The sequence below is a fragment of the Bacillus cabrialesii genome (genome assembly GCF_004124315.2).
In the GTDB taxonomy this organism is placed as follows: Bacteria; Bacillota; Bacilli; order Bacillales; family Bacillaceae; genus Bacillus; species Bacillus cabrialesii.
On record NZ_CP096889.1, the window covers coordinates 3,931,869 to 3,947,511 of the forward strand.

Consider the following 15,643-nt stretch of genomic DNA (forward strand, 5'->3'; position numbering starts at 1 on the left):
AGCACATTTACCCGCAGCATTCTGCATATAAACTGCTAACCCGCTCAATAGGATTTTAGGTCTACATATCAGGATGAGGTCATACATATTTGAAATAAGCCTTCTTACCAGAAAGAAATGATGGAAGCGCTTACTATAGAATAGGGGAGGTCATATCGTGCTTGCCATACTCGGTTTTGTGATGATGATTGTCTTTATGTACCTTATTATGTCTAACCGGCTTTCCGCTCTTATTGCTTTGATTGTTGTTCCTGTTGTGTTTGCCCTGATCAGCGGATTTGGCAAAGATCTCGGCGAGATGATGATTCAGGGCGTTACAGACCTCGCTCCTACCGGAATTATGCTGTTATTCGCCATTCTTTATTTCGGCATTATGATTGACTCAGGTTTGTTTGATCCCCTCATCGCCAAAATCCTATCGCTTGTCAAAGGAGATCCGTTAAAAATCGCTGTCGGCACAGCGGTTCTGACGATGACCATTTCGCTGGACGGAGATGGGACAACAACCTATATGATTACCATCGCGGCGATGCTGCCCCTGTACAAACGGCTCGGCATGAACCGTTTGGTGTTAGCGGGAATTGCGATGCTCGGTTCGGGCGTCATGAATATCATTCCGTGGGGCGGGCCGACGGCGAGGGTTTTGGCTTCCTTAAAATTGGACACGTCAGAGGTCTTTACGCCGCTGATTCCCGCTATGATCGCCGGCGTTCTCTGGGTAATCGCTGTTGCTTATATCCTTGGAAAAAAAGAGCGGAAGCGGCTCGGCGTCATTTCGATTGAACACGCGCCGTCCTCCGATCCGGAGGCAGCGCCGCTCAAGCGCCCCGCTCTCCAATGGTTTAACCTGCTGCTGACTGTCGCTCTGATGGCTGCTCTGATCACCAGCCTGCTTCCCATCCCTGTTCTTTTTATGATCGCGTTCGCCATCGCCTTGATGGTCAACTATCCAAATGTCAAAGAGCAGCAGAAACGGATCTCAGCGCATGCGGGAAACGCGTTAAACGTTGTGTCCATGGTATTTGCGGCAGGCATATTTACAGGTATTCTCTCAGGCACAAAAATGGTGGATGCAATGGCACATTCTCTCGTTTCACTCATCCCTGATGCCATGGGCCCGCACCTGCCGTTGATCACAGCCCTCGTCAGCATGCCCTTCACCTTTTTCATGTCGAATGATGCCTTTTACTTCGGTGTCCTTCCCATCATCGCAGAAGCCGCTTCCGCTTACGGAATAGACGCCGCTGAAATCGGAAGGGCCTCCTTGCTGGGCCAGCCGGTGCATCTTCTCAGCCCGCTTGTGCCTTCCACCTATCTATTGGTCGGTATGGCAGGCGTCAGCTTTGGCGACCATCAAAAATTCACCATCAAATGGGCCGTGGGGACAACCATTGTCATGACGATTGCGGCGCTGTTGATTGGGATTATTTCGTTTTAATGAGAAAAGGATTTCCGCTGGCGGAAATCCTTTTGTTCTGTATCATTTTAAAAAGAATGAAGTTGCCGGCCGCAAATTCAATATCAGCTTGAACCAAATTAAAATAGGGCTGTTTCAGTGTGTATGAAACAGCCCTAGCGAATGACCTTATTGAATATACGAAATGACTGGCAAGCCTTCAACACCTGATGCATAGTAGTAATTTAAAACGCTGAAAAAGTCGATTGCTTTGCCGGTTTTTAAATCAACGATTAATATATGATCACCATAGTTTTGATCATCTGTATCGAGTCTTCTAGGTGTTTTTTTGCCTAACGTATCTAGAAAAGAGTCATCGTAACCTACCCCTGTTCGATACGCTGATACATGATGCATAAACAGAGTCCCTGTATCTAAGTAAACCATCACCGCCGAATCTGAGCTCGCATAACTTGAACGATAAGTAACAGGTTCAGAAATGCTTTTCACTTTCACAGAAGAAATAGAATGGGTGCGCTGATTATACCCGTCGCCATACGAAAAATAAAATACTCTTTCCCAACTTAATGAAGATGTTTTGGTGCTGGTGTTGTATAACAATGTCCCGTTTGCATAGACAGAGCCATCTGCGTACTCAGCAACAAAGGATTGCAGATTAGAGGTGATCGACTTCACACTTGTGTAATTGGAAGGATTTTTTGCATTGAACTGAATGTTGTATGAATCACCCATCGTTCCTTCAGAATAAACCCGAATCATATAATCACCGGCTGGAAGCTCTTTTAAAAGCACTAAGTTCCCCGCAGCCATAGTAATATTAGTCGGCTGTGCTTCACCCGTATCCCAATTGACAACATACAGTTTTAAATAGTACTGACTGTTGCCAGACAAAATCCGTGTGATCAGAGTTCGATCTGACGAAGTGCTGAAGAAATACATATCGTCAGGGTTATTTTCGTTAAGAACAGATGAAGTATCAAATACTTGGTCTTCGGAGTTGTACATGGAAGTTGTTTTAAAAACATTCTCATTGGCAGGCTTCTTCACTTTGATTGTTTCTGCTTTTTTATCCTTTTTAAGGCTTCCTGCATCTGCTTGCTTTAAAGAAACATTCCCAATTTCCTCATGGTTTTTCAACGTTTCCTGCTGCTTTATAATCGCTTTCTCTTTTGGCACATTTTGCGCTGCAGCAGTATTTGAGTTCAGACAAAAGCTAAAGGCCACGATTAAGACAGTACACAAAAAGGGTAATGAGAATATTTTTTTGTTCTTCATATACAAACTCCTTCCAGATTTTATACTTTATATATCGGCAGGTCACTTTAAATCGTTTACATTTATGACTCGATGTTCATAATTTGTATATTTTTAACTACCTCTTCAAAATGTCACCGTTTGAAGCAATCAGCTCTTTATACCAATAAAAGCTTTTCTTGCGGATACGGCGAAGGTCCTTCAGATCGAATTCATCACGGTTCACGTAAATGAAGCCGTAACGTTTCGAGCAGCCTTGGTGCGTAGAAATCAAGTCAATGGCTGACCATGGGGAGTAGCCGAACACATCGACGCCGTCTGTGATGGCCCACTGAATTTGTTCAATGTGCTGTTTTAGATAATCAATGCGGTAATCGTCATTGACCGTGTCGTTTTCTTCTAATTGATCGAAAGCGCCAAGCCCGTTTTCCGTGATGATCAAAGGCAGCTGGTAACGGTCATAGATTTCTCTTAGCGTGGAGCGGAAACCGACCGGATCAATCTCCCAGCCGAAGTCGTTTTTCTTCAAATGCGGGTTGCTGCTGCCGCGGTAGACGCCGTCTTCTCCCGTTTTCAAATGCTGGTCTCCTCCGCGTGCCGATTCGTCCGATCCGTCGCCTTTGCTCGCTGCCGCTGTTTGAGAGGTGTAGTAGTTAAAGGCGATAAAATCAGGTTTCGCAGATTGGAGAATCTCCATGTCACCCTGTTCAATGACCGGCGTATATCCTTTTTCCTTCATATAAGCCCACGCCGTCGGATTGTAACGCCCATAAACAGCCATGTCTAAATAGAGCCAGTTCCGAATTGCGTTATAGTTAAAGGCCGCCACAATATCCTCCGGTTTTGAGGACGCCGGGTAGATGAGCGCGATATTCGGAGCAGGGCCGATTTTTGCGTCCGGCAGCATGTCGTGGCAGAGGTTCATGGCTTTTGCCTGCGCCACCAGCATGTGATGGTTTTGCTGATACAGCTCTTTTTTCGGGTTTTTGAGATTCGGATCAAGTGTGCCTAAAGCGCTGCCGTGCAGGATCATCATGTTTTGTTCGTTGATGGTCAGCCAGTACTTGACGCGGTCGCCGAAGTGCTCAAACAACACCTTGGAATACCGTTCAAACGCGTCAATTGTGGCTCTTTGCGACCAGCCGCCTTTTTTCTGCAGGGCATTTGGCAAATCAAAGTGGTACATCGTAACAATCGGCTCAATTTTATATGTGAGCAGCTCATCAATCAGATTGCTGTAAAACTCAATTCCCTTTTGATTGATGTCTCCGTCGCCGTCAGGGATAATTCGCGTCCACGCAATGGAAAAACGGTACGCCTTAAAGCCCATCTCAGCGAATAAAGCAACGTCTTCTTTATAGCGATGGTAATGGTCGCTGGCGACTTTAAAATCAGTCGTCCCCTCAGGATAGCTGTCGCGTGCGTCAATCACTGACGGGCCTTTTCCGTCTTCGTTCCACGCGCCTTCCACTTGATAGGCAGAAGTTGACGCTCCCCACAAAAAATTCTCTGGAAATGCTGCAAGTGTTTTATAGTTCATCGTCTGTTCCTCCAATGGTTTTAGATTAAAGAAAAGATTCTTTCCTCTATTTTGACTTGCTTTTGATCTGTTTGAATGACGTCGGTATATTGATCCGCATTTGTGATGATGATCGGCGTGTTCATATCAAACCCCGCTTTTAGTAAGTCATCAAGGTCGAACTCAGCAAGCAAGTCACCTTGTTTGACGGTTTGTCCCTGTACGACCTTAGGATAAAAGTGCTTACCCTCCAGCTTCACCGTATCAAATCCGAGGTGAATGAGGATTTCTGTTTCCTGATCAGTTACCATGCCGAATGCATGGCCAGTCGGAAAAACGGTTGATATCACGCCATCCGCTGGCGCGACGAGTCTGCCTTTCTCCGGCAAAATCGCTATTCCTTTTCCGAGTGTCTCCGATGCAAACACTTTATCCTTCACTTCTGTTAACGGAATCACTTTTCCTTCTAACGGACTGCTAATCTCTTCACGGCGGACTGCGGGTGCAGATGGCTCTATTTTGATATCTGTTTGTTCTGCGGGATCTTCAAACCCAACAATGTACGTTAGGATGATTGATAGAATAAAAGATACCGAGATTCCCAAGATAAAACCGGCAAACCCCTGTCCGTAGAAAATCGGAATCGTCAATAGGCCTGGCGCGCCAGACGCGATGGCGACGCTGTGAGCCTGCCCGATAATCGCCCCGCCAACGGCCGCACTAATGACACCGCATACAAAAGGTTTTTTCAGCCTGAGCGTCACGCCGTAAACGGCCGGTTCTGTAATGCCGAAAATCCCTGTGACAGCGGCGGAACCGGCAAGCGCCTTTAATTTTTTGTTTTTCGTTTTCAGCATGACACCCACAGCGGCTCCCGTTTGTGCAAATACGGCTGCCGCTGTAGCCGGTTTGATTGAATCCTGCCCATTGACCGCAATGTTATTTAAAATGACCGGCACAATCCCCCAGTGAATGCCGAAGATGACAAGAATTTGCCAGAGTGCGGCGATAACAGCGCCGGCGAGCATCGGGTTAAAGCTGAAGATTGCCAGAATCGCAGCGGCGATGGCGTTTCCGGCATTTACACCAATCGGGCCGAAAACGATTAATGTGAGCGGCACAATGGTTACCAGACAAATCAGCGGGGTGATGAAGGTTTTCACACTGTCATGAATCACCCGGTTCAAATACTTCTCCACATAACTCATCACAAAAATCGCCAGAATGATCGGTATCACAGTTGATGTGTAGTTCATTAACACGACTGGAATGCCGAAAAAATCCGCTCCCGCATTGCCGTTCTTCAGCTCAATGATCGTGGGATAGATAAGCGCCCCCGCAACTGTGACAGAAACAAATACATTCGCGCCAAACTTTCGGGCGGCGGTAATGGCCAGCAAGAGCGGAAGAAAGTAAAACAGGCTGTCCGCAGCGGCATACAGGATTGTATATGTGGTTTCCTCTGTTTTGAGCCAGCCGGCATTTGTACAGATCATCAGCAGGCCCTTTAAAATTCCCGCTCCCGCCATCACGCCAAGCAAAGGTGTAAAAATGCTCGATACGATATCAACAAGCCGTCCAAACAGATTCCCTTTCTGGGCAGAACCTTCATTTCGGTCATCATTGAGCAGATGAGACATTCTTCCAATCTCTTGATACACCTCTGAAACGTGGTTGCCGATCACGACCTGAAACTGCCCGCCGCTTTCCACTACAGTAACGACATCATCCAAGGCTTCGATTTTATCTTTATCTGCTTTCGACCGATCGTTCAGTGTAAAACGCAGGCGTGTCGCACAATGTACAAGGGAACGCACATTTTCTTCCCCGCCGACCAGCTGTAGTATATTTTTTGCCGCTGCTTGATACCCCATTTTCCTCTCATCCCTTCTGCTAAAAAATAAAAAACCTAAACTACCCCTATCGCAATAGGAACAAGTAGTTTAGGTTTTGCCTGCCTGACCAGTAACAATCCTATTAAACGCCATCATTCGTTTTTTTCTGTAAAACGCCGTCATCACCATCCCTCTGAAAAAAATAAAAACCTAAATTACCATCAGCACAGACAGTGATCATCCGCACTCATTGTAATTTAGGTTTTGCCTGCTAATCAGTAACAATCCTAAGATCACCATATGTGAATGTAAGAAAAAATTAACACAAGAAAATAAAAATGTCAACGCTTTCATTATGTTTGTTTGACGACCCTTTCTATGTGAATCGTTAAATACAGCAGCTCGTCACTGGTGAGCTTGTGTTCATACTCCCGCTCAATGTAGGTTTGGATTTTCTTCGTGCATTCATACGCGCGATGATACTTTTCTTTCACTGTCTCCAGCAAAAAATCGTCCTGGCTTTCCATGTATGTGCCGTTAAAAAGACGCTGCGCGAAAAACTTTAAGTGGGTGACAAACCGATAATAGTGAAGCGATTCTTCGTTGAATTCAATCTTAAAATGGTATTTTACGATACTCAAAATCTCTTGCATGACTTTTGTAATGTTGATGATATTGGGCATCTCTTCATTCAGCTCGGCATTTACGATATGCAGGGCAATAAAGCCTGCTTCGTCCTCCGGCAGAGACACGCCAGTCTTGTTTTTTACCATTTCCAGCGCTTCTTTGCCGATCGCAAATTCGTCTTTGTACAGCCGCTTTGTTTCCCACAGCAAGGCGTTTTTGATATCAAGCCCTTTCTGGTTGCGCTGGATGGCAAAGTTAATATGATCGGTCAGCGACACATAGATGCTGTCGTTGAGTTTTTTGCCGAGCTGTAATTTCGCATAGCTGATAATCTCTTCGGATACTTCCATACACTCGATCGGGATTTCATACAAAAGGGTTTTGAATTTTTCTGATACATCCTTGTTATCGAGCGTGAACACCTTTTCAATGCGGGCTTCATCGACATTATCGCCGGACTTTTTCTGGAACGCCAGCCCCCTGCCCATGATGACCAGTTCTTTTCCCTGTTCATTGACCACGCTGATCACGTTATTGTTGATCACCTTCGCGATTTTCATGACATGTCCCTCCAATCAACTAAGAACAGACTACACCTTGATTGTACATTCTTTTTGGACTAGGTCAATATCATCAGGGAAAGACGGGAGCAGGTCAATTCAATTCACTCAGCACCGGCTGCCCGGGCTGTTTTTGAAGCAGCGCCTTCAGATGGCGTTCAAATGATGCCTTGTCAGCTCCCTGCTTCTTAACAATACTGTTCATGATGTTGATGCTTTCAGCACTGTATTGCGTATATTGTTTTTTCAGCTGATCCAGCTGCAATCTTGTCTTCTTCGCGTTTTTCGGTGTGACTTGGCTGATGAGTTTGATCATACTGTCAGTTACCTCAAAAAAGGCGTCTCGATTTTCTTTCAGCTGCTGCGTTTCGTTGCGGCTCATTTCTTGATTGCGGGTTTTCTGAAGCAAAGCGAATGCCTCGCTGTTTTGTTTTTGGAGCGGTTTGTTTTCGAGTTGAATCGATTCAAGGTTTTCCTTCGCAATGTCTGTGTCTTCCCCAGTCATGCTGCTCCGCACGAAGTATTCAGGGTTGCCGATTCCATAATCAAATGCTTCGCTTACGTGTATCATGGAACTGAATACAATGGCCAGCTGCATATCGCTTGCGAGGGTCTGAAAGTCCTGCTTTTTCTTATTGGCCATCGGTTTGGCTGCGGTTTGTTTTACCGTATTATGATCACGATCTGCAAATGTCTGAGCCTCACTTTCGCATGCGCCCATCACGAGAACTGTGACCAGCAGGCTTATACACAAGCCTAATCGCCTCATGCTCTGTCTCCTCTCTGCTGAATCCCTTCTGGAAAATACGGCAAAATATAGTTAAATGGTACCAGATACACCTGCACCCATCAATAAACCAAAAGTATGATTTGAATATAAATATTTTGTAAAAAATGACGTTGATTCCATTCTTTTCAGGCTTATTTCTCGTACAATAGAAGTATCGTTACCGGAGAGGGGCTCTGATGATGAAACGTTTTTCGAAACAAGAAAACAGCTGGGTTTTATATGACTGGGCAAATTCCGCTTACTCGATTGTCGTGACCACCGCGGTGTTTCCGTTATTTTATAAATCAGCGGCTGCGGAAAGCGGTGTCAGCGCCGCTCAATCGACTGCCTATTTAGGCTATACCATTGCGATTTCGACGTTTATTCTCGCCATGCTCGGACCGATTTTAGGCACAATTGCCGACTATGAAGGATGCAAAAAGCGATTCTTCGGTTTCTTTGTGTCTGCCGGTGTCGCCAGCACTGCGATGCTTGCTTTTATTCCGAGTGAGCATTGGCTGCTTTTATTGCTGTTTTATACGATATCGGCTATCGGTTTTTCCGGCGCCAATGTGTTTTATGATGCCTTTCTCGTTGACGTCACGCCTGAGAAACGCATGAATCTCGTCTCGGCACGGGGATTCGGCTTAGGATACATTGGCAGCACGATTCCATTTATCATCAGCATCGCTGTCATCCTGCTCGCTCAAGCAGAGACGATTCCGATGTCAGTATCTGCCGCAAGCCAGCTCTCCTTTTTCATAACGGCTGCCTGGTGGGGGCTGTTTACCATCCCGATGCTGAAGCATGTCAATCAGCGCTATTACATCAAAAGAGAACCCCATATCGTCATCAACAGCTTTAAGCGGCTCGGCCAAACGATGAAGCGGATTAGGCAGTACCGGGCGCTGTTCCTCTTTTTACTTGCTTATTTCTTTTATATTGATGGTGTCGGAACTATTATTACGATGTCTACATCCTATGGATCTGATTTAGGGATCAGCCCCTCAAGCCTCCTGATCATCCTGTTTGCCACCCAAGTCGTCGCCGCGCCGTTTTCCATTGTATACGGAAGATTGGCAGAGCGCTTCACGGGAAAAACAATGCTGTACGTTGGGATCGTTATTTATATGATTGTCTGCGTGTATGCCTATTTCCTGGAGACAACGCTTGATTTCTGGATACTGGCTATGCTTGTCGCCACCTCGCAGGGCGGCATTCAAGCCCTAAGCCGTTCTTATTTCGCCAAGCTTGTGCCAAAGCGCCACGCCAATGAATTCTTCGGTTTTTACAACATATTCGGAAAATTCGCTGCGATTATGGGTCCGCTGCTCATCGCCGTTACCGCCCAGATGACCGGAAAATCCTCGACTGCGGTGTTCAGCCTGATCATTTTGTTTGTGATCGGGATTGTGATTCTTGCGTTTGTCCCGGAGGAAAACCATGCTGATGTCAGCCAGCATCAAAATGACCTGCCCCTTTAACTGGGAGCAGGTCATTCATCATTTATTCGCTTTATTCACCTTGAGCTTTTTCCCTTTGACGGTTGTGTTCTTCATCACTTTGAGAACTTGAGGGCCTTTTCCGTTTAAAATCTCCACATAAGAGGCGTTATCCATGATTGTGATAATGCCGATGTCATCAGCTGTCACACCGTCAATTTTGGCAATCGTCCCTACAAAATCAACGGCTCTGATTTTCTTTTTCTTTCCGCCGTTAAAATACAGCTTCATAATGTCTTTATTCAGCTCTTCGCTTTTGTCCTTTTTGGTTTCCGGACGGTCATTCAATTTAGATAGAAAATCTGGTTTCTTCTTGGCCACTTCCTCTTGAGAAGGAGCTTCTATTTTTTGAATCTCAAACCCGATATATTCTTCAATGTCAGCTAAAAACCGTTTTTCGAAGGCTGTGACAAATGAAATAGCCTTTCCTTTGTTCCCCGCGCGCCCTGTCCGGCCTGTGCGGTGCACATAGCTTTCCTTTTCAACCGGCAGATCATAGTTGATGACAAGGGAGATATTTTCAATATCAATCCCGCGCGCGGCGACATCTGTCGCGACTAAGTAACGGTACTCGCCCCGTTTAAATTCATTCATGACGTCGAACCGGTCATCCTGAATCATTCCGCCGTGAATTTTATCGCATGGATACCCTAAGTCATCCAATTCATCGGTCAGCTGATTGACATGCTCTTTCGTGCGGCAGAAAATGATGCAGCTGTCAGGATTCTCCGTCATCAGCACATCTTTCAGCAAAGAAAACTTATGCTCTTCTCTTACTTGAATCACCGCATGTTCAATATTTCTGGTGGTAATGCCGGCCGCTTTGATTTCGATATGCTCCGGGTTTCGCATATATTGACGGCTCAATTTCTCAATGTCCTCCGGCAGCGTCGCCGAAAACAGCATCGTCGTGCGCTCAGTCGGCAGATGCTTGATAATCGCCTCGACCTGCTCGATAAAGCCCATATTCAGCATCTCATCGGCTTCATCAATGACCAAATAGGAGAGACGGTCTAACGGCAGTGTGCCTTTTTCGATATGATCCAAGACACGTCCCGGCGTGCCGACAACAATGTGGCTTTTTTGTTTAAGCTCGGCTTTTTGTTTATCGAAGGAGGACTTTCCAAACACGGCTGTCGCTTTGATCCGTTTAAATCTTCCTATGTTCGTGATATCCTCTTTTACTTGCACCGCCAGCTCCCGGGTCGGTGTCAGGATCAGCGCCTGCGGCTTGTTTTCATTCCAATCCGCCAGCTCACAGAGAGGAATCCCGAATGAAGCCGTTTTCCCGCTTCCCGTCTGTGATTTGACGACAAGATCCTTTCGTTCAAGGGCAGCGGGAATCACGCTCCGCTGCACCTCGGTCGGTTCTGTATATCCTAGTCCTTCCAGTGCTCGTAAAATGTCATGACTGATTTGATAGTTTTTAAAATGACTCATGTATAAACTCCTGTCTCTTGCAGATGTTCTCATTATACTCTAATTGGCGAAGGTGTATGTGTTTTGCCGAAAAAAGACGTGTTAAAAGCCATCGATTCCCTGGCGCTTTAACTCCTGAACAGCTAATCTCGCCAGTGCGCCGGCCCCCGAACGGTTAGGATGCAGCGTATCTCCGTCCATATACAGCGCGAGTGTTTTTTCCGGACCGATTGATGTAAAGTACGCCGAGCTGAGGACATTCAAGTCAATGAGGTGCGTTTTTTCCTCTTCGGCCAACGCCAAAATAGAAGCCCTGTACCATCGGTTTACAGACGTATGGATGCCTTCAGAAGTAAAATCTGTCGCCCGGCCCTGAGGTGTTGATAGGATGACTTCCGCACCCTTTGCTTTCACCTGACGGATCATATCTCGCATAATCTCCTTAAATTCCGCTTCCGATTCATTATGCTTCGGATTTGTGTCATTAATGCCCAGCTGCAAGATAAAATAATCACCCGGTTTGATGTACTTCAAGATCGCCTCGAGCTGACCGTCATGTCGAAACCCTCTCGCGATCTGCCCGCCAGACGCCATGTTTCTCACTTGAAAGGCGTGTTTATCGATATAGTGAGGCAGCATCTGTCCCCAGCCCGCCTGCTTGCTGCTGTTGAGCGGATAATAATTGCACACCGTCGAATCGCCGCCGACATAAATGGTTCGATTGGTTACCGGCTGATCAGACAATTTCTTGATTTTCAAAGCGCTGAGCGTAAAAGCGGTGCCTGCCTTCCCCTCTGTCACCAGCAGATTCAGCTGCCCGTCGGTGACAGGAATTTGGAACGTATCCTCCGCGCCGTCTCCCGTCATATTGATGACCTGAAACACACCCTCCGCCGCCACACTGGCCCTTGCCGTATCGCCAAGCGTCACCTTCACCTCATAAAGGCCGTTCGAAAGATCCACACGAAACGTGTTATTGCTTTTCGTCCCATACGTTAAAAACTGAACCGCATCACTCTTCACACCAACCCCGGATGCCGCCACATCCTTCATATTCTCCGGTGTTTGAAAACCGTAGCCCTTTGACGGATCATACCGATCAGACGCCCTGACACCTATATAACCTGGCTCAACCGAACCGCTCCCAAAATCAAACTGATACACCTTCTGCTCCGACGCCGTCACACTCTTAATCCCGCCGCAACACAACATCAACATCATCACAAAAACCGCCGCCATCCCTTTTTTCATTAAGACTCCCCCTCTATGAAAACGCATACATTAATGCATACTCGGTGATTATTTCTTTATGATGGCTGAAGGTAGAAAAAAATTGCGTTGACAAACAGAGAGGAAAATTCTATTATATCAATAGTTGATATATCATTTATTGATATAAGGAATGAGGTGAACACTTGCCAAAGCAGCGTCCGCAGGAAATGGATCAGCTTACCGATCCAGCCTATTATATTGTCTTAACATTGCTGGAACCAAAGCACGGATACTCGATCATGCAGGAGATTCAGGAAATGACCGATGACTCCTTCACGATCGGCCCGGCTACCTTATATACATTGTTAAAGAAATTACTGCAAGAAGGGATCATTGAGCTTGTCAACAATGACAACCCGCGCCGCAAAGTGTACCAAACCACACGAGGCGGCCAAGTATTATTGAAAAAAGAAATTCAGCGCAGAAAACGGATGGCTGAACATGGAGAACGCGCTTTTCAACAATTGAAAGGGGACTGGTCATGAAACAGAGTAAATATATGATGTCTGAAGGATTGGCGTTTTCAGAAGAAAAGGATATGAAGAGACTAAGTGATATGGCCAGCAAAGGCTGGGTACTCGATTCTTTTGCGTTTATGGGGTATAAGCTTAGAAAAGCTGAGCCGCAAAACCTGATCTATAGCTTGGACTATCGTGCCGTCGAGGATCACAATATGGATGAATACCTTGATATATTTGAAAATTCCGGATGGGAGCATATTTGTTCTGTATACGACACACATATCTTTGCTGCTGACCCCGGAACAAAACCGATTTACTCCGACCGTTCAACGATGATTGATAAATATAAACAAAGTGAATTTACCCTTCGCTATATCACATTGTTCATGCTCTGTCTTACTGCGGCTGTCACTGTCATCAGGAATACGTTTATTTCTGGTGAAGCTTCCATACTTCATAACACCATACACGTCCTTTTTGTCTTTCTCATCGCCATCACGATCCCGGCTATCCTCACTTACGCAGCCTCTGTCTTTAGAATTTGGCGAGTTAAACGCAGAAACCCCAACCTTGAGTGAAGGCTGGGGTTTTGCTTAATCATAAAATGATTAATAAAGAGAAGCGAACGTATAGTTAATCGTTTTTTTCGTTCCTGTGTTGCTGAATTTAAATCTGTATTTTGTTTTATAGCTCTTAGATGCTTTACTGTAGTTCAGGTTAGTATAGCCTTTTTTCTTGGCATAAAACGTTTTAATGGTTTTCCACCCTTTACTTGTCTTCTGTTGCATCTCGGCTTTTATTTTCCCGCTTCCAGATGCTTTTGCAGTAATGCTCGCATTCGTTCCTTGACCTGGATACCAAATCTGAAATGTTGGTGAGTACGTATAGTTTTTGAAAGAGCCTGAATGGTAGTGGGTAGTCCATATACTGCCTTTTTTCACCCAATCTTTTGCTTGGGCTTTGTTACCAGCAAGGTCTATAGCTGTAAAGCTTGTCAATGCGATAACAAAAGCAACGAAGGTCATGATCAATTTCTGCTTTTTCATTATGTAATTCCTCCTGCTCTCGTATAGTTCTTTTATCATCTTTAAATATGATAATCATGATTAGAAGATGATGCATCCTTCTATAATACTAAATTATGGCGATTTATCATGCATCTCACACAAATAATGACTATAGACTTATTTCTTTAGATTCATTCCTGTTCTGCTTGAGAACGTTTGGAAATTAGACAAAAGCAGCTGCCTTCGACAGCTGCTTTCTTTACATTTGAGAATTCTCAGCAACCACATCCGCCTTCCCTCGCCTCTTGACAAGCGTCAAAGCCATGCCCGCAAAGATCATCACGATGCCTAGTGTTTGAAAGAGGTCTGGGCGGAAACCCGTGAAGACGGTATCGAGTACGATAGCGACAGCCGGGTCGAGGAAGACAATGATTGAGATAAATTTTGTTGATAAAAATCGCAAACTGTCAAAAAACAACAAATAGACAATACCAGTATGGATGATCTCGGTAGATACCACCATGATCCAGTTTCTCGGTGAATGTTTCTTTATGATGGCTGGAGGGAGAAAAAAATTGCGTTGAAGCATAAAAATGAGGTGGGGAGCCTCAAGAAAAAGGGGAAAATCAGTGTGACTTCTTGTCACACTTGATCACATCCCAACCTCCGCAATAGAAGCTTATTTGATCTTCTTCGTCATACACATAATAACGGAGTCTTTCCCACTGATCATCAGTCGGTAAAATCTCCAACTCAACCGCATCGATGGATTCAAGGTCATCCAGCCTTGATGCACTAATGTCTTCAAACCGCAAATGAATGTCACAGGTTTGAGCTGATAGTTTTAATTCAAACACAGGAATATGAATATAACGATCATCTTCTTTCATATAGAAAGAAAACTCGTTTAATGTAAATGGACCTGTATCCGCATCAGAAAGATGTTTTTTCATTTTCTCGTATTGTGTGATATTCAAATGAATCCCCCTATTTTTATGATTCACCTAGATTTCTCACTTTCACTTCTTACCAAATTTGATGAGTCTACTTGTTATGCATCCCTTTATAAGCTTTGATTATTTAACAGAAAAAGCTTATTATTATGATCAATTCCTGCAACCTTATCTTTATAGGAAGCTACTTGTGTAAAACATAGACTTTCTCCATTGTTTTCATTTGAAATTTCTTGTTCTACATAATTTTGCATGTCATTCGTCTTGAATACTTTTTCAATATTGTAAGAGTCATCATCACGACTGAAAAGATAAATAGATGATCCATTTTTGATGCATGAACTACACTCTATTCCAACCTCAACTCTTTCTAATGTTTCTCCAAGCAAATTCAATTTTTGTAAATAATCTTCACCCATCGATCTGTAATACAAATAGATGGCATCCTCACTTACAAAAGTAGAATAATATTGGTCAATCACATAAGAACTAATACCATGGGAATACAATTCATATTTTCCATTTTTCAAAACGAATTTATTAATCCCTCTCGTGCTTATTTCCTGATCAACGCATGAAAATATACCCATTTCATCATAGCCGACCCATAAATTCTTATTTTGATCTATCATCATTGAATTAATGTATCGCCCCGCATAAAAAGATTGTTGGAATCCTTCAATCGGATTCCACAAATATATATTAGGTTCAACGTCTCTAACACTATCCTCGTACTCTTTATCAATTAAAAACAAGAATGAATCATCAACTTTTTGTACATTTATGACTTCTTCGTTTGTTTGTATGCTAAAGCTATTTAAGAATCGTCCATCAGTGTTACAGTAGAGAACAATATGATTTATATATTTAGCACCATAATCAAATTCCTTTTTAGTCAATACAATTATTTCTGATTCAGTCACCGATAGTAATACTGTATCTTCCTCATTTACTTCGACATTCAAATCTATAAACTTTAATTCATGCATAGATGACATCCTTTCTATTTTTAAAAAGGAAGAAAGAATCATCTTTCTTCCTTTTATTC

Annotated in this window: 14 protein-coding genes and 1 pseudogene; 4 read left to right on the forward strand and 11 right to left on the reverse strand. The window is 44.3% G+C overall.

The annotated features are described in order from the left end of the window. The first annotated feature begins 157 nt into the window (after positions 1–157). Positions 158–1,438 carry a citrate transporter CitH gene (gene citH, locus EFK13_RS20090; RefSeq protein ID WP_129507141.1) on the forward strand — a complete coding sequence of 427 codons (1,281 nt, stop codon included), beginning with the start codon at positions 158–160 and terminating at the stop codon, positions 1,436–1,438. Positions 1,439–1,585: 147 nt separating this feature from the next. On the opposite strand, the gene EFK13_RS20095 is transcribed toward citH, so the two are convergent. The 5 genes from EFK13_RS20095 to EFK13_RS20115 form a co-directional block, all read right to left on the reverse strand. Next, positions 1,586–2,692: a hypothetical protein gene (locus EFK13_RS20095; RefSeq protein ID WP_129507140.1), complete on the reverse strand. Its 1,107-nt coding sequence runs from the start codon at positions 2,690–2,692 to the stop codon at positions 1,586–1,588. A gap of 97 nt (positions 2,693–2,789) precedes the next feature. After that, positions 2,790–4,211 carry a glycoside hydrolase family 1 protein gene (locus EFK13_RS20100; RefSeq protein WP_129507139.1) on the reverse strand — a complete coding sequence of 474 codons (1,422 nt, stop codon included), beginning with the start codon at positions 4,209–4,211 and terminating at the stop codon, positions 2,790–2,792. A gap of 20 nt (positions 4,212–4,231) precedes the next feature. After that, complete coding sequence (locus EFK13_RS20105; protein WP_129507138.1) at positions 4,232–6,064, reverse strand: beta-glucoside-specific PTS transporter subunit IIABC; 1,833 nt, start codon at positions 6,062–6,064, stop codon at positions 4,232–4,234. 314 nt (positions 6,065–6,378) lie between these two features. Then, positions 6,379–7,212, reverse strand: a complete 834-nt coding sequence (gene licT, locus EFK13_RS20110; RefSeq protein WP_129507137.1) for a transcriptional antiterminator LicT — start codon at positions 7,210–7,212, stop codon at positions 6,379–6,381. 94 nt (positions 7,213–7,306) lie between these two features. Further along, positions 7,307–7,981, reverse strand: coding sequence for a hypothetical protein (locus tag EFK13_RS20115; protein WP_129507136.1), 675 nt, complete (start codon positions 7,979–7,981; stop codon positions 7,307–7,309). 197 nt (positions 7,982–8,178) lie between these two features. Here EFK13_RS20115 and EFK13_RS20120 point away from each other — a divergent pair, with 197 nt between their 5' ends. Next, positions 8,179–9,465 carry an MFS transporter gene (locus EFK13_RS20120; RefSeq protein ID WP_129507134.1) on the forward strand — a complete coding sequence of 429 codons (1,287 nt, stop codon included), beginning with the start codon at positions 8,179–8,181 and terminating at the stop codon, positions 9,463–9,465. An 18-nt stretch (positions 9,466–9,483) separates the two neighbouring features. On the opposite strand, the gene dbpA is transcribed toward EFK13_RS20120, so the two are convergent. Together dbpA and EFK13_RS20130 are read right to left on the reverse strand one after the other, a co-directional pair. Then, complete coding sequence (gene dbpA / locus EFK13_RS20125) at positions 9,484–10,923, reverse strand: ATP-dependent RNA helicase DbpA (protein ID WP_129507133.1); 1,440 nt, start codon at positions 10,921–10,923, stop codon at positions 9,484–9,486. 81 nt (positions 10,924–11,004) lie between these two features. After that, positions 11,005–12,153 carry a rhamnogalacturonan acetylesterase gene (locus tag EFK13_RS20130; RefSeq protein WP_129507132.1) on the reverse strand — a complete coding sequence of 383 codons (1,149 nt, stop codon included), beginning with the start codon at positions 12,151–12,153 and terminating at the stop codon, positions 11,005–11,007. Between the two features lie 164 nt (positions 12,154–12,317). On the opposite strand from EFK13_RS20130, the gene EFK13_RS20135 reads away from it, so the two are divergent. After that, on the forward strand, positions 12,318–12,659 hold the full coding sequence (locus tag EFK13_RS20135) for a PadR family transcriptional regulator (RefSeq protein WP_129507131.1): 342 nt from the start codon (positions 12,318–12,320) through the stop codon (positions 12,657–12,659). Beyond that, positions 12,656–13,213 carry a DUF2812 domain-containing protein gene (locus tag EFK13_RS20140; RefSeq protein WP_129507130.1) on the forward strand — a complete coding sequence of 186 codons (558 nt, stop codon included), beginning with the start codon at positions 12,656–12,658 and terminating at the stop codon, positions 13,211–13,213. The genes EFK13_RS20135 and EFK13_RS20140 overlap by 4 nt, the downstream gene beginning before the upstream one ends. Before the next feature lie 30 nt (positions 13,214–13,243). Here the strand turns inward: EFK13_RS20140 and EFK13_RS20145 are convergent, their stop codons facing one another. The 4 genes and pseudogenes from EFK13_RS20145 to wapI form a co-directional block, all read right to left on the reverse strand. Next, the gene (locus EFK13_RS20145) at positions 13,244–13,681 is read right to left on the reverse strand and encodes a hypothetical protein (protein ID WP_129507129.1); all 438 of its coding nucleotides are present in this window, start codon (positions 13,679–13,681) and stop codon (positions 13,244–13,246) included. A 220-nt stretch (positions 13,682–13,901) separates the two neighbouring features. Then, a complete protein-coding gene (locus EFK13_RS20150; RefSeq protein ID WP_283107571.1) occupies positions 13,902–14,231 on the reverse strand; it encodes a DMT family transporter in 330 nt (109 codons plus the stop codon). Between the two features lie 259 nt (positions 14,232–14,490). Continuing rightward, positions 14,491–14,619, reverse strand: a pseudogene (locus EFK13_RS20155) (hypothetical protein); the annotation flags it as partial. An 86-nt stretch (positions 14,620–14,705) separates the two neighbouring features. Then, positions 14,706–15,626: an immunity protein WapI gene (gene wapI / locus EFK13_RS20160; RefSeq protein WP_129507128.1), complete on the reverse strand. Its 921-nt coding sequence runs from the start codon at positions 15,624–15,626 to the stop codon at positions 14,706–14,708. Positions 15,627–15,643: the final 17 nt, after the last annotated feature.